This is a genomic window from Limnospira sp. PMC 289.06, from assembly GCF_032350395.1.
GTDB lineage: Bacteria > Cyanobacteriota > Cyanobacteriia > Cyanobacteriales > Microcoleaceae > Limnospira > Limnospira platensis.
This window is the reverse complement of the sequence record NZ_JARPLC010000031.1, coordinates 12,944-33,016: the sequence shown is the minus strand read 5'-3', so window position 1 is coordinate 33,016 and position 20,073 is coordinate 12,944. Positions and strand designations below refer to the sequence as shown.

General features: G+C 43.0%; 14 protein-coding genes. 9 read left to right on the top strand and 5 right to left on the bottom strand.

The annotated features are described in order from the left end of the window. Nucleotides 1-144: 144 nt before the first annotated feature. Together P5674_RS09290 and P5674_RS09285 are read right to left on the bottom strand one after the other, a co-directional pair. On the bottom strand, nucleotides 145-3,258 hold the full coding sequence (locus P5674_RS09290) for a CHAT domain-containing protein (protein WP_006619853.1): 3,114 nt from the start codon (nucleotides 3,256-3,258) through the stop codon (nucleotides 145-147). Between the two features lie 228 nt (nucleotides 3,259-3,486). Next, nucleotides 3,487-5,265: an ABC transporter ATP-binding protein gene (locus P5674_RS09285; protein WP_014277555.1), complete on the bottom strand. Its 1,779-nt coding sequence runs from the start codon at nucleotides 5,263-5,265 to the stop codon at nucleotides 3,487-3,489. A gap of 120 nt (nucleotides 5,266-5,385) precedes the next feature. Here P5674_RS09285 and P5674_RS09280 point away from each other — a divergent pair, with 120 nt between their 5' ends. From P5674_RS09280 to P5674_RS09265, 4 genes are read left to right on the top strand one after another with little or no spacing between them, the layout of a single operon-like run. Continuing rightward, nucleotides 5,386-6,018: a hypothetical protein gene (locus P5674_RS09280; RefSeq protein WP_315669953.1), complete on the top strand. Its 633-nt coding sequence runs from the start codon at nucleotides 5,386-5,388 to the stop codon at nucleotides 6,016-6,018. A 26-nt stretch (nucleotides 6,019-6,044) separates the two neighbouring features. Further along, nucleotides 6,045-7,274, top strand: a complete 1,230-nt coding sequence (locus P5674_RS09275) for a decarboxylase (protein ID WP_315669952.1) — start codon at nucleotides 6,045-6,047, stop codon at nucleotides 7,272-7,274. Nucleotides 7,275-7,320: 46 nt separating this feature from the next. Then, nucleotides 7,321-8,598, top strand: coding sequence for a hypothetical protein (locus P5674_RS09270; protein WP_315669951.1), 1,278 nt, complete (start codon nucleotides 7,321-7,323; stop codon nucleotides 8,596-8,598). Nucleotides 8,599-8,613: 15 nt separating this feature from the next. Beyond that, nucleotides 8,614-9,894, top strand: a complete 1,281-nt coding sequence (locus tag P5674_RS09265; protein WP_006619847.1) for a glycoside hydrolase family 10 protein — start codon at nucleotides 8,614-8,616, stop codon at nucleotides 9,892-9,894. Nucleotides 9,895-9,899: 5 nt separating this feature from the next. Here P5674_RS09265 and P5674_RS09260 read toward each other — a convergent pair whose 3' ends face one another. Then, nucleotides 9,900-11,252, bottom strand: a complete 1,353-nt coding sequence (locus P5674_RS09260; protein ID WP_315669950.1) for a hypothetical protein — start codon at nucleotides 11,250-11,252, stop codon at nucleotides 9,900-9,902. A 208-nt stretch (nucleotides 11,253-11,460) separates the two neighbouring features. Between P5674_RS09260 and P5674_RS09255 the strand changes: the two genes are divergently transcribed. Beyond that, on the top strand, nucleotides 11,461-12,330 hold the full coding sequence (locus P5674_RS09255) for an NAD(P)-dependent oxidoreductase (protein WP_006619845.1): 870 nt from the start codon (nucleotides 11,461-11,463) through the stop codon (nucleotides 12,328-12,330). Nucleotides 12,331-12,388: 58 nt separating this feature from the next. On the opposite strand, the gene P5674_RS09250 is transcribed toward P5674_RS09255, so the two are convergent. Beyond that, a complete protein-coding gene (locus tag P5674_RS09250; protein WP_315669949.1) occupies nucleotides 12,389-12,940 on the bottom strand; it encodes an SWIM zinc finger family protein in 552 nt (183 codons plus the stop codon). 253 nt (nucleotides 12,941-13,193) lie between these two features. Here P5674_RS09250 and leuC point away from each other — a divergent pair, with 253 nt between their 5' ends. The 4 genes from leuC (at nucleotide 13,194) to P5674_RS09230 (ending at nucleotide 18,033) form a co-directional block, all read left to right on the top strand. After that, on the top strand, nucleotides 13,194-14,603 hold the full coding sequence (gene leuC, locus P5674_RS09245) for a 3-isopropylmalate dehydratase large subunit (RefSeq protein ID WP_006619843.1): 1,410 nt from the start codon (nucleotides 13,194-13,196) through the stop codon (nucleotides 14,601-14,603). Nucleotides 14,604-14,698: 95 nt separating this feature from the next. After that, nucleotides 14,699-15,304, top strand: coding sequence for a 3-isopropylmalate dehydratase small subunit (gene leuD / locus P5674_RS09240; protein ID WP_006619842.1), 606 nt, complete (start codon nucleotides 14,699-14,701; stop codon nucleotides 15,302-15,304). 123 nt (nucleotides 15,305-15,427) lie between these two features. Then, nucleotides 15,428-16,090 (top strand): phosphoribosylglycinamide formyltransferase, encoded by a 663-nt coding sequence (purN, locus tag P5674_RS09235; RefSeq protein WP_014277559.1) that lies wholly within the window; start codon nucleotides 15,428-15,430, stop codon nucleotides 16,088-16,090. 239 nt (nucleotides 16,091-16,329) lie between these two features. Then, complete coding sequence (locus P5674_RS09230) at nucleotides 16,330-18,033, top strand: asparagine synthetase B family protein (RefSeq protein WP_014277560.1); 1,704 nt, start codon at nucleotides 16,330-16,332, stop codon at nucleotides 18,031-18,033. Here P5674_RS09230 and dndD read toward each other — a convergent pair. After that, nucleotides 18,030-20,015, bottom strand: coding sequence for a DNA sulfur modification protein DndD (gene dndD, locus P5674_RS09225; protein ID WP_006619839.1), 1,986 nt, complete (start codon nucleotides 20,013-20,015; stop codon nucleotides 18,030-18,032). The two genes, P5674_RS09230 and dndD, sit on opposite strands and share 4 nt — an antisense overlap. Nucleotides 20,016-20,073: the final 58 nt, after the last annotated feature.

Below are 20,073 nucleotides of genomic sequence, written 5' to 3'. Positions count from 1 at the left end.
TCATTTTTCAATGGGTTGATTCTCAGTCCGGATGAGGATCAAAAGAATCTTGATTGTGTCCTGTGTCGGTAAAGTCGGCTAGATAGCTGAATTAGAGGAGGGTTTCAGGGAAGGTCGGCTATATCTTATAATTAGGTATTTATATTAACCCAACCCAGATAAGGTAAATGCAGCCCAGTAGTAGGGGTTAGCAAAAGGAAATTCTTGTAAGTTGAGGCTGGCTAAAATGGTTTTTTGGTCATTAATTTGTTTCAGGTTTTCGGGAGTTTTCACCTGCTCAAAATAGCTCTCTAATTCGGGCTGGTAAGTTTCCATTAACTCGGTTTTGGTTAAACTTCTGAGTCGAATTTGAGCCTGTTTTAGGGCTTCTAGGGGGCTTAATTCTTGACGATATTGATAGTAGAATTGGCTAAAAATGGCGGTGGGAATTTCTCCGGCTGACCATTGGGGATAAATAACTGTTGTGGCTCCCATACCCAGAAAGGCACTACTAAAGTTGATGAATTGTTGATCTATTAGGGAAGAGGTGCGGTTTTGGTCTGAAGCTGTTGTATAGGTCTGACAGCGGGAAATGAATACTTCTAGGATTTGGGGCGATCGCATATTGAACAGGTCTTGTAGAGATATAGATTCTGTGCCTAAATTGAGTTGAGAGGATAGGGGATTATCCATATTAAAGCTCATGGGATTTCCGATATATAAAACCTGGGCAGATTTCAGTAATTTTTGATACTGATTGAGGTTAATATTGTCATTTAGCAACTGTTCTGAGGGGATAGAATAGCGTTGAGCTAAGGCTGCACATTCATAAGTTGCTAGTAGTGAGGTAGGTTGAGAATTGCCCATTAATCCCCATGGGGTTGAGATGTTTAATGCTGTGATCGGAGACTGAGGCTGAGACTGGCGGGCTTCTCTAACTTGACGGGATAAATTGAGAATATGGCTACTGGGGGCGATTCTGACCCGGAAGCGATCGCCTAAAAATTCCTCGCCGCCAGCAATTGGTAAAGCGACAAACGGACAGCGATGTAAGACTAAATTCGGAATAATTAGCAGTTCGTCAACTTCCACAAGATGTTCACTAATTAGGCGGTCTATATCCAGACGTTGAGCCAATTCTGCCAACATATCTTTCATGCGATCGCGGCTATTTTTGGGAGTTTCTATATCCAATTTTAGCCAATAATTAGTCAACCAAGTTTCTAAGCTGTCGCCTGGTTGTTCAGGACATATATGCAGGGCAATTTCTACGGTGTTTGTAGCTGACCAAGCATCATCATTACTGCTCTGTTTTACTATAAAAATATAGGCGCACTTTTCCGATGTATAGAAACTTAATAAAGCCGTTCGAGAATGTATGAAAGTCTGTAGGATTTCTTGACTCCACGGTTCAACTCGCAGCAGACCCGCCAGGAAGGGGTCTAGGGAGCGGATCTGATTAATCAATTGGTCATTTTGAGTGGCTAAACCATTGAGTGTAGCCGTTTCCGCCCGGAATATAGCAATACTATTCATCCTAATTCCTGCTGCGGCAAACTGTTTCATTTCATCAGACTGACGGCGAAAATGGAGGGTGTCAATTTGCTGCTGAAGCCGTTGATATTTTTCGACAAGTTCAGTTAATTGTTGATCTATTCCGGCATAATTATTAGACAGCAAGCGGACTAAATGTTGAATGCGGAAACGTTCCCCATATTCAAAAGCTAACTGCTGCTCATTAGCATTAATACAGGTCTGCACCATGCGACTATATAACCCGGCGACTTCCCTAGTAACTTCGTGGCGATGAGTGGCGGGAATAATATTTGTGTAACTGTTTTCTACAGTGTCAATGGCTCGACTATAACCTGATATAGCCAAGGACCAATTTTGTTGCGAAAAGCCGATATCCCCCAGATGTCTGGCTGCTAGTAAACAGTGCATAGGAAGGGTTAAAGGTGTGGTTTTTTCTAAACTTTGTTCAAAGGCTTGAATCGCATTATCAAAGTCTTTAATAGTTTGGTATGTTTGACCTAAATTATTAAGGGCTTTGACTTCTTGGCGCAGGTCTCCGGTTTCTTTGGCGATCGCTAAGGCTTGTTGATAGTTGTCAATGGCATTCTGTGCTTCTCCTTGGCGATAATAGGTATCGCCTAAATTGAGTAAAGCGATTATTTGTCCTTGGCTTGACTGCATTTGTTGTGTTAACTGGAGATGCTGTTTATGGTAGGCGATCGCTTGCTCTAAATCTCCTTTAATTTGATAGGTCATCCCCATATTACTCAGGCTATTTGCCACCCCAAAATTATAATTAATACTGCGGGCAATTTTCAGGGCTTGATGGTGGGTTGCCGTGGCGTTATCATACTGTTTGATGGCAGTATATGCACTTCCCAAACTAGCTAAAAAGCTGGTTTCTCCGAATTTATAACCTAATTCCTCGGCTTTTTCGGCGGCTTTTTTCGTATGGGCGATCGCTTCTTCGTAGCGCCCCAAAGTAGAGTATAATTGACCCAAAGAACCCAGCACATTGACCTCCCCAAAACGATAGTTAATTTTTTGGGTAATTTCTAAAGCCTGCTGATAGCCAAACAAGGCTTGATCATGTTGACCAATAGCATAGCAAACATGGGCAAGACTGCTGTAGGCGTTGGCTTCTCCCTGGGGATATTGAGTTTTTCGGGCTACAGCTAAACACTGTTGATGGGCGGATATAGCTTGTTCATATTGTCCTAAAGAATGATAGATATTACCTAATTTACCCAAACAATTAATCGCCCCGCGATGGTTATTGACTTCCTGATAAAGAATCAGGGCTTCTTGCCAAGATTTAAAGGCTTCCTGGAATTCATTATTTTGGAACTGTTGAACTCCCTGTTTGAAAAGTTCCTCAGCTTGGGATTGTTTAGCTGTAATTTGTTCAGGAGTTAGGACAGGTAACTCAGGTTTTGGTTGGTCAGAAACTTGGGAGGATGCTGTGGTCGCCACTGCTGGTACAGGTTGAGCGACGGGTTGGGGTTGTGGGGCTGGAATTTTCTGCTGAATGAGAGTCGAGACATTGCCAAACTCTTGAATTTGAGTGGCTATTTCTGTTAATCGTTGGGCATCTTCTTCACAATTTCGCTCTACAAGAACTTGGCAAACTTCCTGTAAAAATGGCACAAAATCCTCGTCAATTACGGCCATATTGCCTTGGAGGACTTGCAGATATTTCTCTGGAGAGTATACAAGCAAACTGTAAACAATTTCGTAGTAGGCTTGCTGAAGATGTTCATCCATTGCGATCGCGATTGATTGTTTAGGTCGGTTTGGCACTTGGGGTACAGAGCCAGAGATTATGGGAACACTCCCGACAAGATCTCCCCCTCGAATTTTACCAAGATCAATAGCTATTTACCACAGACTTGATCTGATTTCCGTTAATTGTTCCTATTCTCCACCGGGATGGTTGCACTAGGGAGAAGGAGAATGGGAGGAATGAGTCTAGGAATAGTGTTCGGCAATTCTCTAACTGCTAAATTGCTGGGAATAGAAATAAGCATAACGACCACCAAGTGCTAATAATTCAGTATGAGTTCCGGATTCGGTAATTGTACCATGTTCAACTACTAAAATGCGATCGGAGCGGCGGACGGTGGCTAATCGGTGGGCGATAATAAAAACGGTTCGACCCTCCATGAGTCTTTCTAAGGCTTGTTGAATTAGGGTTTCTGATTCGGAATCTAGGGATGATGTCGCCTCATCCAGAATTAGGATTCTGGGGTTTAATAAGACAGCCCTGGCGATCGCAATTCGTTGTCTTTGTCCACCGGATAAGTTGACTCCCCGTTCCCCTACTATGGTTTGATAACCTTCGGGAAATTGGCTGATAAAATCATGGGCGTTAGCGATTTGGGCGGCGGATTTTACCTGTTCAATATTATAATCAGTTTGACCAAAGGCAATGTTTTGGGCAATATTACCAGAAAATAATGTCACTTCCTGGGGTACTATGCCAATTTGTCTACGGAGACTGGGAAGGGTGACATCTCGAATGTCTATATCATCAATCAGAATTTGCCCCTGTTGGCGATCATAAAATCTAGGGAGGAGGCTAACAATTGTGCTTTTTCCGGCCCCTGATGCACCGACTAAGGCTACCATTTGCCCTGGTTCTACTAAGAGATTAAAATCGACGAGAACGGGCTTATTAGGGGCAGAATCTTGGCTGTAATTATGGCTATTTTGTGTAAAGGTGGGATAGGTAAAGCTGACATGACGATATTCAACTTTTCCTTTGACGTGAGGAAGGGCGATCGCATCAGGTTTTTCTATGACGTTTGGCTGAATGGCGAATAGTTCAAAAATGCGATCGCAGGAGGCTTCTCCCTGTTTGAAATCACTATAATTACTGGTGGTTAAAGCAATCGGATCAATCAATAAAGCTACGGCGGTCACATAACTAATAAAACCTGTTCCGGTTAGCTGACCTTGGGAAATTTGCCAGCCTCCTAAGAAAAACAAAAAGACTACACTCATAGCTTCCAAAAACCCCACTACTACAAACTGTAGGGCTTTAATTCTTTCCGCCAAAAATTTCGCCTGTCGGTTATGTTCTGCTTCTAGGGAAAATCGAGATATTTCGTAATCTTCGGCGGCGAAGGCTTGCACTAAACGGATGCCGCTAAATACTTCCGTCAAGAGGGCGGAAAGGTTAGAAATACGGGTTTGACTTTGGCGGGTAAAGGCGAGGAGTTTTTCCCCAAACCAGCCAATTAATAGCGCCATCAGAGGGGCAATAATTAGGGTGGCTAGGGTTAGTTTCCAGTTCAGATAAAGCATATAGCCGAGAACGACTATTAGCTGCAAAATGCAGGGGATAAATTGATGAAATAATTTGTTAATGACTTCGCCAATTTTATCTATATCTTCGGTGAGACGATAGGATAAGTCTCCGGTTTTGGCGGTTTCAAAGTAACCAACATTTAGCCGATGAAGATGACTATATACTTGTTTTCGCAGGTCTAGGGCGATGCTTAGGGCTGCTTTGGCCATCAGGGTATCTTGACCATATTGGACAGTTCCCCGAATTAGAAATATAATGGCAGCAACCCCAGCAATTTGGGCGATCGCTTCTACATCCCCCCGACCAATATATCCGGCTATTTGACCCATTAGCCAAGCTAATAGCGGCCAAAATGCGGTAAACACGAGGGTACAGGTTAGGGCTTTGGTGATCGTTCGTGACTGGGGACGAACATAGGGCAATAGTTGCCAGTAACTTGATGATTGTTTCAAGGATGCCACAGATATTAATACTATTTGTTTAGGATATCAGTTGTTAAGTCTCTGGAATTTGCTAATTGTCAATTGAAGTTGTAATCAAATATGAATTTTCGATTGTTTTAGCTGATTTTACCCGACAACATGAATAATAAACTTACTCAACAACAGTTAGATCAGGTGATTGCTGAGGTTGAACGCCTATCGCAAATGCAGGAAACTGAACTCGATCGCCAACAGGTCCAAGAAATTCTGGAGGAATTAAATTTACCTACTGAAAATCTTGATCAGGCGCTGATGCAGGTTCGCCGTCGGGAAGTCTTGGCGGCAGAAACCAAGCGAAACCGAATCTTGATGATAGGATTGGGATTAGCTTCTGTAGCTATTGTCGGTGGCGGTTCCCTGTGGTTTTATCAACAACAACAGGCGATCGCCCAAGTTTATGCTAACCCAAATCAAAGCCGTTTGACCTTAGAACGATTCGACCGGGTTAGTCATTTTGACATCATAGACCGTCAGAACTCCCCCACAGTTTACTATCAAGTTAGGTTACAACAAACTCCCAAGGGTCGTCAACTAGAATTAGGATGTAATTGGATTAATCCTTTAGGTCAACTCGCCCACCAAAATCGCTATCAAACTCGTACAATTGATAAGAATGTCTGGAATACTCGCTGTCGCCATCAGTTGGGTCCGACTTCACCACCGGGAACTTGGCAGGTGGAAATGTTTTTAGGCGATCGTATTTTAAGCCAATCAGAATTTATCGTTAAATAACAGCAGTTAAATCACATCAATAATTAATGAATATCACTGAAGCCAAAACCATCAACCCTAACCAGTCTCAAAACTTGCCTTTTTCTGCCGCTTTAGCGCAAAAACTACTAGATATATATGGTTCGCCTCTGTATGTATATGATGCTGAGATTCTCCAGGAGACAATTAACCATATTGGTGGGGCTGTTAACTATCCAAAAACTCGCTTTAAATTCGCTAGTGTCACCAATGGCAATATTGCCTTACTCAAGATTTTTCAACAGGCTAACTGGGGACTCCACGCCAATACACCAGGAGACGCATTTTTAGGACTCAAAGCTGGCTTTCATCCCCAGCAAATAGTTTATAGTGGCAGTAATTTAAATCACCGGGAGTTTCAATTATTATTAAACTGGGGAATCACTACCTATAATTTAGACAGTCTCGACCAACTCCAGCTATTTGGGGAAGTTTTCCAACAACTAAAACCTGATTTTTTGCCTAAGTTAGGATTTCGGCTAAATCTGCCGGAAATTAATGGCGATAGTCGCATTGGTGTTAATCCCCAGGAATTTCCAGAAGCCATCAAAATAGCCTCATCTGCTGGCTTAAAAATTAGCGGACTGCATTTTTATCGCGGCACTGGCACTAATGCAACTTCCTCTTTTACCCAGGTTATTAAACCCCTGTTAGCTATCGGTCAGCAGTTACCAGATTGGCAATATCTGGACTTTGGCGGTGGTTTTGGCTACCCCTATCAACACCAAAAATCAGCCTTTGATTGGCAATTGTTCGGGGAACAAATCACGGCAGAACTTAATCAACTTGACCGAGAAATTGATTTAATTATTGAACCAGGAAGGTCGGCGATCGCCTCCTGTGGAACCCTATTAACTAAAGTAGTCTCAACTAAATGGCAATCTCCCAAACAGATAGTGGGAGTTGATACCACAGTTGCTAATTTATCCGTTCCCTCAGTCTATGGAAATTATCGAGAAATTGTGCCATTTTCTGATACACCCAACCATTATATTACTGATGTTTGTGGGAATACAACCTACTCCCGCGACTATCTGGGAAAAAATCGCCAACTTCCGCAACTTAAACGGGGAGATATCCTCGCTATTTTAGACTGTGGCGCTTATGGTTACGCCATGTCTTCCCACTTTCTGCACCGACCTCGACCAGCGGAGGTCTTACTAAAACAGGGAAAACATCAGTTAATTCGCCAACGGGAAGATTATAATATTCTCTTAACCCAGCAGGTAGATATTTAAGTTAAAATCAATTGGCTGCCAGGTTTAATTATCAAACAATCAGATTATGAAGTGTATCAATTGTGGTATCGAGAATAACTTTAAAGAACGCACCGCCTATGGTGGCAGATGTAAAAGTTGCGGACATCAATTTGTATTTGAACCTAAAACAGGTTCTCCCTTTAGTGACCCCGGCTTTCAGAAATATATTGAATCAGTTTCAGGTCTGGGGAATCTTTTATTCACCAAAAAACAATTAATCTACTTTTTTGAACGCAAATTAGGCCGAAAGAAGAAATTTACCCCCTATCCATACGCCATACTATTCCTGATTATATATTTTTGGGTAACTATTTTATTTTCTGTGCCACTCCTGGTTTCGTTCATAACTTTGAAGATATTGTCGGCACAAATAAAGTCAGAAAATCAACCCGTATCATTGCGTAAACAACAGGCGAGATTTTTGCAATTTATCGGTTTATTTGAGATATTTGCATCAGTAATATTGCTGATTATCAATCCCAACAGTATCAGATTTATAATTTTCCTACTGAGTGTAGGTCTGGGTTTATTTATGATATATATAGGAGAGAGTCGTCGTCAAATGCTTAGTCATACTGTTGACAAATTTCCGCTCGTATCAACAGAATTAGATACTTGGTTAAATCGCTGGAGTGTAGTTAATGGTCCCATAGGTAAACTCTTACCACCTCCCAAACAATCAGAGAGTAATGCTGTGCTTAGTCCTGACATTACCTCCTATAGTTTCGATCGCCTGATGGTGTGTGATAATTCGGCGATCGCTCAATTTTTAATTGCTAATAACTTTCACTTCAATCACAATTGTGCAATTGTCAGTATTACTGGATACCCTGAAAATATTTTTTCCACCATCTTAGAAATGGCTAAACGCAATGCCGAATTAGTAGTTTATGCCGTCCATGACGCTACTATTCGGGGTGTCTCCTTAACCCATCATTTGCGGAATACCCCTCAATGGTTTGCCAACACTACTATACCTATTTATGACGTAGGTTTAACACCCCAACAAGTTTTAAATAGTAAAGGTTTCTTTATCCGTAATTCTGAGACATTCGAGGCACAATCACAAGCCATCTCTTCCGAAATTCGCACCACCCTATCACCGGAAGAAATAGCATGGTTAGAAGCCGGAAATTTTGTCGAATTAGAATCATTACCACCAGCCAAACTCTTACAAATTCTCAGCCGACAATTTAACTTAAACTCTACTAAGTGGTCAGATGACACTACCAGTAGTTATAGCACAGTTGATGGCAGAACATCTACAGATATCGCTATCTTTGCTTCTTCGAGTTTCGGTTAAATCACCACCCCTTGAATGCCTAAAATTATCAAATCCGTGAAACCCCTAAATTTGTCTAAATCTTTAATCCGGGTAATCCTGATAATTTTAATAACCTGTGGATTAACCATAGCCGCAATTCCGCCTGTCACCATACACCAAACAGCCGTTAGTGCGGAACAGGAAATTCGGGGAGTATGGATAACCAATGTTAGCAGCGGAGTTCTGTTTTTTCCCTGGGGAATAAACCGCGCCCTAGACCAATTATCTACCCTTAATTTTAACACAGTTTACCCAGTAATTTGGAACCGAGGCACGACATTTTTTAAGAGTGCAGTCAGTCGCAGAGTCACCGGACAATCCCAAGATTCTCTACTACATATCAGCCGACTAGGACGAGATATCCTGTCGGAAATTGTCATCGAAGGACATAATCGCGGATTACGAGTAATTCCCTGGTTAGAATATGGTTTTATGGCTCCCATCAATTCTCAGTTAGTCAAGAGACATCCCGAATGGGTAACAACTACCAAAGATGGTAGGCTAATACTTCCTAGATATACCACGGAACCAGAGCCGGTTAATGCCAGATTATTTAATCAAATTCGGAGGCTGTTGCTATTAAGTCCGATTCGCAATGTTTGGCTAAATCCTTTACATCCAGGAGTCCAGAGATTTCTGGAAGATTTAATCATAGAAGTGGTGATGAAATACAATATAGATGGTATTCAACTTGATGATCATTTCGGTATTCCGGTTGAGTTTGGTTATGACCCCTATACGGTCAGCCTTTACAAACAGGAACATCAGGGAAAATCTCCCCCAGATAATCCCCAAGACCCGGAATGGCGGCGGTGGCGTTCTAACAAAATTACTGACTTTATTGAACATTTAGTTACAACTATTAAAGCCACGAAACCTGATTGTATTGTTTCCCTATCTCCTAATCCATACGAATTTACCTATAATGTTTATTTACAGGATTGGTTAACTTGGGTCAATCGTGGCTGGATAGATGAAGTTGTGTTACAAGTTTATCGCAATAGCTTAGAAGGATTTATCAAAGAACTGGAACACCATTCGCTGATTACTACTCAACAAAAAGTTCCCCTAAGTATCGGTATTTTAAGCGGTACTTTGCATAATCCTGTGGCGATTAAGGAGATTGCTGCACAGGTGCAAGAAGTACGCGATCGCCATTTAGATGGTGTATGTTTTTTCTACTGGGAAACACTCTGGAGTTACCTAACGCCTGATTCACCAAAAAAACGTCGTCAGGTGTTTGAGATGATGTTTTCAGAATCGATTGTAGACTAGAGTTTTTAGGTGGATTTCCCATCAGATTGGTTGAGACGTTTCTGCCATTCTGCATCAATTTTATCAGCGTTAGCAGCTTCTTGGTCAAGCATATCGGTTTCTGTGGTATAAGCCAAATCCTGATTGCTAATGACGGTTTCTGCGGCGAATTTTCGGGCATATTTTAACTTTTGTTGAAGGGTATCATCAGCTTGATTTAAGGCGATCGCATGAGACTGGCGGTATTCATTACGCACGGCGATTTTACCATTGCGCCACTGTACCCAAAAATATCTAATTAAAGGGACAATCATAAAACCCGCACCATAGGCAAAAAGTAGGGGATAAATTATCTCCACAAATGCCACTAAGCCACCCATTTGTGCTGCTATTGCGCCATCTTCTAGTAAATGACCTAAAATCAATGCGCCGACGAAATTAACCGCACCTAAACCCGCTGCTAACATTAACTGATTAGAAGTAGCATTGCTAAACTTCCAATTATTTTCTTTGAGGTAGGCGGGGACGGGTTGGGGTCGATATTTAGTGGCAGTGGTTTGTAATTCGGGAAAATGATATACTAACTGTCCTTGGGGACTCACTTCTGGCTGTCCGTTAAACCTAGTTAAAACTGGCAGCATATAGTCCTCAAATTCCTGGGAATATGCGTTACCCAAATTATCCAAATAAGGGGCAATTTGTTCAGCTACTACTGCACCTTGATTATTGCGAATTACTGTGGCGATTTCCTGCCAACGCTGTGCTTCTAAATTATAGTTAGGGTTGCCATCTCCAAACAGGAAAGAAAACACGACTTCAAAGAAGTTCATTTTCTCTTTCTTCTGTTTCTTGGTAATCTTCTGTTGCTGGCGATAATAATTGCCATTATCCCAACTCAGGAATGAGAAGGAGTTAGGGTGAAACCAAAAGTGGGGAATAAAAATGAGGCCGCGACCACGGGAACCGCCGCCACCGCCGCCACCGCCACCGTTGCGATTAGAATCGCCAAAAAATAGAATCGCTGCAATGGTTATAAAAATTAGGACTATGGACACCAATAACATAATCCCAAAGGAAATGCGAATTAAATAAAATAGTATTCGCCAGACTTTTTGCCACCATTCATAAACTCTTAACCGCCAATATCGATTTCGCATGACAGCGCGAAAATTCTGGGGAAATAGGAAGGCAATATCCCCAGACTCAGCTACTTGTAGGTGTCCTCCGGCTTCTGATGCTAGGGCTAAAAGTTGCTGTTGAGCGAGGTTAACTTCAAGGCCAGCTTGAATGGCGACATCAGCGCTACTGACGCGATATCCCAGCTTTTCGACAGCTTCAATAATAGCGGGGGAACTAGCAGAATTAAATAGGTTAGACATGATTAAATCTTGACATATTCCTAGTGATTTCTATTTACCCATTGATATGATCGTTATGGTTTAGGGGTGAGCATTGGCAAAACCTGCTGTCAGCACTTACCCATATTGTAGTCTATAATCAAATAGTTTTGAAAATATTATTGGTTAATGTCTGATTGGAATAATTGGGCAATCATTAAGATATACAATAACTGCAAATAAGTTATTGATGCTCATGAAAGTTGGATTAATTGGAACCGGACTTATGGGAGGACCGATCGCCCTGCGACTATTGGAGGGGGGATTAGATGTAGTCGCCTATAACCGCACTGCTACTAAATTACAGCCTCTTGAGGATAGGGGAGTAGCGATCGCCTCATCGGTAAAAGATGCGATCGCCTCTTGTGATTGCACTATTTTGATGTTAGCAGATGCGCCCGCCATTGAAAATACGGTACTATCCGCTGATATTCGCCCACACTGGCGGGGTCGCGCCGCCATCCAAATGGGTACTATTGGCCCACGGGAAAGCCAAGCCATCAGAGACAAAATAGTTGCTGTAGGGGGGGAGTATATGGAGGCTCCGGTTTTGGGTAGCATTCCCCAGGTAAAATCCGGTACACTTCAGATTATGGTGGGGGGAACTGGCGAACAGTTGCAACGGTGGGAGAAAGTCCTTGCACCCCTGGGGGAGGCGATGCTAATTGGGGAGGTCGGTGCGGCGGCGGCTGTGAAATTAGCCCTCAATCAACTAATTGCGTCCCTCACGGCGGCCTTTGGCTTGAGTCTCAGCTTTATTCAGCGTCAGGGTGCAGATGTTGAAATTTTTATGAAAATTCTCCGGGATAGTGCGTTATATGCGCCGACCTTTGATAAAAAGCTACAACGCATGGTTGATGGGAATTATGCCGATCCCAATTTTCCGACTAAGCACCTGTTAAAGGATACTAATTTGTTTATCAATGAAGCGATCGCCTCTCAGTTAAATGTCGCCGGACTATCGGGGGTGCAAGAGATAATCGCACAGGCAATCACCAATTTAGATTTGGGCGACCTGGATTATTCGGCATTAGTAGAAAGCATCAGAAACCCCATTTAATTATATCATAAAATATCCCCCAATAGTATTTTTTAACTACTGGGAGATATAAATTTAATTAATTAGATGACATCTGACACAATTGGGCAGCAATTTGATGTTTGCAAATGGTTTGCCGATACCGCCAATCTTCACAGGTACATCCTCCCGATTTTACTAAGGATAGGGTATGATGATCGGGGTTCCAAACTACTGCACCTTGGGGGATTAGGCGCACTTGTAGAGGTTCTAGGGCTACTCGATTATAGCGAGATAGGAACATTTTAGCCTGGTTTTTATCGACGGCAACCGTGCCTTGATTGGTCTGGATAATTAAGCTGTGGTCGGTGATGTTAATCTCCAAAATTCGGGAATGTTTTACGCCTCGAATTGACAGATAACAAGACCAAACCCTAGCAAAATCAGCTTTAGATACGAGACGACTGCAACGACCAGCGGAAGTTTTATAAACGAGTCGCGGGGTATTGCCGGGGCCGATAGTATCAATATTTTCGATTTTGATGGATTGAGAAATGAGAGGGGAAATTTTGGGGGTTTCTGGCTCTACCAAAGGGGAAGAATAAAACCCCAACCGGCTGTTAGCAGCGGTGGCGATCGCACTTTTACTCATTGTGGTATTATACCCTTGTGATCAAAATATTGGGGACTGAGCGCTCTATCCAGAATCAAGGGGGGAGAGCGCTCTTTTGTTAACTCTATTATAGCAAATCGGAAAAGTGATCGGGGGCTAAAACCTCAGATAGTTGGGAAATTAGGGCATTTGAGGGGGTCGAGCCGTCGCCCCGCTTTACCACCGTTCCCAAACAGGTTAAAATAGGGCAGATATATCAGCGCGTTGGATACGCCGATTAACCGATGGTTTTATGAGCAAAGGAACACTATTTGATAAAGTTTGGGACCTCCATACAGTGGGAACCCTACCATCCGGTGAGACTCAACTCTTCATTGGTCTACACCTGATCCATGAGGTGACAAGTCCCCAGGCTTTCGCGATGTTACGCGATCGCCAATTGAAAGTCCTATTCCCACAACGCACCGTCGCCACGGTGGATCATATCGTCCCCACGGAAAATCAGGCCCGTCCCTTTGTGGATGTCCTGGCTGAGGAGATGATGCAAGCCTTAGAAAAAAGCTGTGCGGAACACAAGATCCGATTTTATAATATCGGTTCGGGTAATCAAGGCATTGTCCATGTAATCGCACCGGAACAAGGCCTGACTCAACCGGGAATGACGATCGCCTGTGGAGACTCCCACACCTCGACCCACGGCGCTTTTGGGGCGATCGCTTTTGGTATCGGTACTTCCCAAGTTCGGGATGTCCTCGCTTCCCAAACCCTAGCCTTATCAAAACTCAAAGTTCGTCGCATTGAAATTAACGGCCAACTCCCCCCAGGGGTCTACGCCAAAGATGTCACCCTCCATGTGATTCGCCAATTGGGAGTTAAAGGCGGCGTGGGTTATGCTTACGAATACGCCGGCACCACCATTGAAGCCATGTCAATGGAAGAAAGGATGACTGTTTGCAATATGTCTATTGAAGGCGGCGCACGTTGTGGCTATGTTAACCCCGATCAAGTCACTTTTGACTATCTCAAAGACCGCGATTTTGCACCCAAAGGCGAAAATTGGGATAAGGCGATCGCCTGGTGGCAACAAATTCGCAGTGATGCCGATGCGGTTTATGATGATGTGGTAACTTTTGATGCTGCTGATATTCCCCCCACCGTCACTTGGGGAATTACTCCCGGACAGGGTATTGGCGTTGATGAGGTCATCCCTAAACCGGAAAATCTCCCCCCCAGCGATCAGGCGATCGCATCAGAAGCATACCGCTATATGGAGTTTACCCCCGGAACTCCCATTGAGGGAACCAAAGTTGATGTTTGCTTTATCGGAAGTTGCACCAACGGACGCTTAACCGACCTACGGGAGGCGGCTAAATTTGCCCAAGGTCGCAAAGTCGCCGCCGGGGTGAAAGCCTTTGTAGTTCCCGGTTCCGAAAGAGTTAAACAAGCCGCTGAGGCTGAAGGACTTGATCAAATCTTCCGAGAAGCAGGTTTTGAGTGGCGAGAAGCCGGGTGTTCTATGTGTTTGGCTATGAACCCTGACAAGTTACAGGGAAACCAAATTAGTGCATCTTCTTCTAATCGCAATTTTAAAGGCCGTCAAGGTTCCTCTACCGGACGCACATTATTAATGAGTCCCGCCATGGTAGTCGCGGCGGCGGTTAACGGAAAAGTTGCCGATGTTCGTAAGTTAATCGAAGCCTAGTTAATTAGTACCCCCATTACCTGATGCAACCGGGTAGGGGGGAACTCTCCTTATTTCCTCTTGTTAACTAATCGGAATCTTCCTAGTCAAAAATCATGAGTAAAATTCACAAGGTGTCAGGACGCGGTATCCCCTTAGTTGGTGGTGATATTGACACCGATCGCATCATTCCCGCCCGGTTTTTACGCTGTGTAACCTTTGATGGTTTAGGACAACAAGTATTTGCTGATGACCGTCAACAATTAAACGGAAACCATCCCTTTGACCTCCCACAATATCAAGGTGCTAATATCTTGGTGGTTAATGAAAATTTTGGCTGTGGTTCCTCCCGAGAACACGCCCCCCAAGCTATCGCAAAATGGGGCATTCAAGCCATTGTGGGGGAAAGTTTCGCGGAAATCTTTTTGGGTAATTGCGTGGCGATCGGAGTTCCCTGTGTCACGGCTACACCAGAGGCGGTCACACAATTACAACAGTTATTACAGCAAAATTCCCAAGTTGAAATTATCATGGATCTGGGGTCGCTGAAAGTTCACGGCGGCGACCTAACTATTGATGTGAACATGAATGAAGGATCGCGACAGTCTTTTATTAATGGTAGTTGGGATAATTGCGGTCAGTTGATTGCTAATAGTGACCAAATCGGCGCTACTGCTGCTAAGTTGCCCTATTTGCAATGGGATAATTCGGCGATCGCATAATCTTTCCCCAGCTTTGGTAGTAGGTTGGGTTGAATATTTCGCCTAACCTATTCCCGTTTCGCGTATACTTACTCAAGTGCCGGAATTCTTCTAGCCACAGCAGCGATATCATTGCTTAAATCCATGATTCCCTATCAAAACCCCATTGATTCTACACCCTATCTAATTTATCCCCCCTTACCTGACCCCCTATTTATTCCCGGAAAACCCATCAAATTAGGGGTTTTGGCTTCCGGTAGTGGCAGTAATTTTGAAGTAATTGCCCAAAAAATACGCGATGGACAACTTAACGCCCAAATACAGGTTTTAGTTTACAATAACCCCAAGGCTAAGGTTAAACAACGCGCCGAAAAGTTTGATATTCCCACTATTCTGGTTAACCACCGCGACTACCCCACTAGAGAAATTTTTGATCAGCAGGTTGTTGATACCCTCAATCAATATGATCTTGATTTAGTTGTATTTGCGGGATGGATGCGAATTGCTACCCAGGTTTTGGTGACCGCTTTTCCTCACCAAATTATTAACCTACACCCCGCCATATTGCCCAGTTTTCCCGGTATTCGTGGCGTTGAACAAGCCTTAGAATCGGGAGTTAAAATAACAGGATGCACGGTTCATATTGTCGAGTTGGCTGTTGATAGCGGCCCGATTTTGATGCAAGCGGCTGTCCCCGTTTTACCCCAAGATACCCCCGAAACTCTCCATCAGCGCATTCAAGTATGTGAACATCAGATTATGGTTGGGGCGATCGCTTTGATGACCCAAAAATTGCCGTTAACCTAATTTCATGAAGTTTTGTAAAGAAAAGTTAAGAAATGTTAAAAAAATCGCCTTTTTCTGGGAGGGGGTAGCTTTTGGGGTGGACTTGTGCTATACTTTTTAGATAATGGGAATATTGCCAATTTTTTAAAAAAAGGTTAGATTTCTATTATGAAGCATTACACTTAAATAATCCCACAAATTGCACCAATTTGTCAACCCCTGTGAAGGAATTTCGGCTAAAATGCAACTTGGAGCAGAATATGTCTTTTTTATCATCCTGGCAGCTTTTGAAACCTCGTCATCGTCAAAGATTACCAGGGCCAGAAATCCGGCCAAATTGGTGGGTAAGTTTAGGTAATTATATCACTCCATCGGATGAAATAACTTGGCAAGAGGAGACAATTGCCATTTACCAAACCCAGCCAATTATCAGCTTAAAGCAGCGATTTGTCATAGTAGGGGACAGTAATTTAATTAACGGGGATATTGAGGAATTATTAGACCATTTAGACAGCAGGGATAATATTCCCCAAGTCCTCTCGGAGTTACAAGGAATGTTTGCCTTAGTAATTTGGGATAGAAGCCAACGGCGACTGTGGCTAGGGCGAGATCCTGTAGGCGCGAGAAATCTATACTATACAATTAACGAAGGTATTTTGCGGGTAGCACCTCGTCTGTCAACCCTAGGGAAATTTCATCCCCAGCAATTAGATTATCTAGCTTTACGAGACTATCTTTCTTGTGCGTTTATTCCGGGAGAACAAACCATCTGGGAAGGGGTAAAAGAAGTACGTCCGGGGACAATACACCAATGGTCAGACGCGGGGAAATCTCCAGAAATACAAGTTTATTGGCAACCTGAAGAACAAATAGGCGATCGCGATCAACCCCTAGAATATTACAGCCAAAAATTGCGATCGCTTCTTAATGAAGTAGTGGAAGAATCCCTACCTATTGGGGAACCTGTCGGCACTTATTTATCAGGGGGATTAGACTCTAGTGCTATTACAGCTTTAGCAAGTCAATTTCATCAGCATCAAGTCCATACTTATTCTATCCATTTTGGTGCTGAATATCCCAACGAATTAGAATTTGCCAATTTAGTAGCCGAACATTGCCAAACTCAGCATCATATTCTGGAAATAAAGCCAGAAAGTGTATGGGATAATCTAGCAATTACTATGGCAAATTTAGACGACCCCATTGGTGATCCTCTGACGGTTCCTAACTATTTATTAGGACAGGTAGCTAAACAGGATGTCGGAGTTATTTTAAACGGGGAAGGAGGCGACCCCTGTTTTGGCGGTCCGAAAAATAAGCCGATGTTACTCTATGAATTGTATGGGAATATTTACAACCATTTTCCTAATCGTCTGACCACCTATTTAGAGTCTTTTAAAAAATGCTATCCCCATTTACCGGAACTTATGAAACCAGAAATTTGGCAGCAGGTGAAAGATGCGCCTTCAGTGTTTGAACCCGACTTAAATGCCGCCAACGAATATTTAAATCGATTGATGCTAATTAATATTAAATTTAAGGGGGCAGACCATATTTTAACCAAAGTCAGTAATATGACCTCGGCGGCGGGTTTAGAAGGGCGATCGCCATTATTTGATCAGCGAATTGTTGACCTAAGTTTACAAGTGCCACCAGCATATAAACTCTCTGCTGCTAATGAGAAAGCAGTGTTAAAAGCAGCGGTTACTGATATATTACCAGCATCGATTATTTATCGCCCTAAAAGTGGGATGCGGGTTCCTGTAGGTTCATGGTTTTACCACCATTGGAAACAACGCACCCAGGCATTATTATTAAATAAAAATGCGGCGATCGCCCCCTATATTAACCAAAAGTTTATTAAAGAATTTTTTAATCCACAAAGTCCGGCTTATCAAAAATTTGGCATAAAACTCTGGTTATTAGTGAGTTTAGAAATTTGGCTACAAACCCATCAAAGTTAATTGTTGATAAAATAACCAGGTACAATAGTTGTGTGTCCTTGTTTGGGGTCATATTTGAGTAAATATTCACGGGCGATCGCATCTTGTTCTCGCAGGCTTTTTAATTCGGGTTCGCCAATTTCTGTGTCTGTAGATAGCAAAATTACCTGATGGCTGGCGGAGGGAAAATATCGTTCAATTAGGTTGTAGCGGTGAGAAGAGTCTAGCCTTCCCAGGGGGGTATCAATAGCAACAGGAAGCTGGCGACCAGAAACCCGCGCTAGACCCCACAAAAAAGCGATCGCCAATAGTTGTTTTTCCCCTGCAGATAAGCGATGTTTGGGGACGGGTTGACCTTGGGGGTCATACAGAGACAAACTAAAATCCTGGGTAGCAATAACCACTCGATGAACTAGGTCTGATTTATGGAGAAGATAGCGGAAACATTCAGTGACTTCTATTTCCAATTTATTAAGTTTTCGGAGAGTCAACTTTTCCCGAAATTGTACTAAAGTTTGCTGTACCCTTTCGGAAGTTTGGATAATGTGGTTGGCATTTTTGCGATCGATAGTCACCTGGCTATATTGCGACAATTCTTTTTTAGTTTTTTCCACCATAGCCTCATAGCGATCGCGCTGACCTATAGCTTGATCATAATCATTTTTCACCTTCGCCACATCCGCCGCCGCATCAGAAACGGCCTTTAACAGTTCTTCGTAAACCTCCGGGGGTGCCGCCACATTTAGCTGTCTTTCCTTAGCTACAATCGTCTCTTGAATGCCTATCAGCTCCTGTTTTAAAGACTCCGTTTGACTAATTTGATTAGGCAGTTGATGTTCCAGGACACTGGTAAGCTGTCGGAGAGTAATTTCATCCATATCTAACCAAACTTCCCGTAAATACTCATCGGAATTTTGGGAACTCTCCGACTCCAAAAAACTCCGAACTTTATCCAAAGTAATCTCTCCTAAATCCAGAGTTTTTAAATAGTCGAATAATCGGCGATCGCGTTCCGCCACCACCTCCCGCGCAATTCTGGCTTTGTGATCACTGATTTCCTTTTCACCCTGCAATTTTGCCCTATGTAACAGAGGCTGAATTAATCCCAAAGGCAACATATCCGCCGCTATTTCTCTGAGGCGATCGCGCTTGCCATTTAACCTCTCTTGTTCCTTGTGTAATTGTGCTTCAATTTGGTCTCTATCTTGGGCTAGTTTACCCCCTTCAGTCCGAAACTTATCACGAGTTTCTTTTTCTCGTTTATGGGCTTTTTGCAACTCCCCATCAACTCGCAAAACCTCCAACTTTGCCTTTTCTAAATCTGCTATTTGTTCATTTAATCTCGACTCAATTTCCTCCAAAGTAGCCAACTCAGAAACCTCAGCCAACTCCTTACGTTTCCGACTCACCAAAATATTCAAATCCACCGATAAACGTTCAGCCAATTCCAGCCCCAAAAGCGACTGAATAGCCTGGATAACCGTAGTCGGAGGACTGTCTAATTCCGCCAATTCCTTCACCTGTTCCCCATCAAATAGAAACAAATTAGAAATTCCCAAAGGAAAGAAATCTTCAACCCGTTCATCCCAAGTTTCAACCAAACCCTTATCCGGCCAATCATCAATTAAAATACCCAAAGTATCCTTACCATTTTTCAGATTTCTATTCCAGCGTCTTTGTATGCGGAATTCCACCTGTTTATTCTCTAAAATATGTTCAAATAATAGTTCAACGCAAGTTTGTTCATGGGGCGGCGTATGTTTATTAATCGCCTGTTTCAGAAAATCAGAATATGCAATATTTCCCCTAGTCGAACATTGGGCGCGCGCACCATAAAAAACCAAACGCATAGCATCCATTAGCGTAGTTTTTCCCCCTCCATTCATCCCTCCAAGTAGGACAATAGGACTGACCGTTTCACCAGTAATTTGCGGACGCAGGTTAATCACTTGTTTACCGCGATAGGGGCCGAAGTTTTGCAGAGTCAATTCCAGGAAAATCACAGAATAGCAGTTTCCGTAAAGGTTAATAGAGTCGAGGCAGAAATAAACAACTTATTGA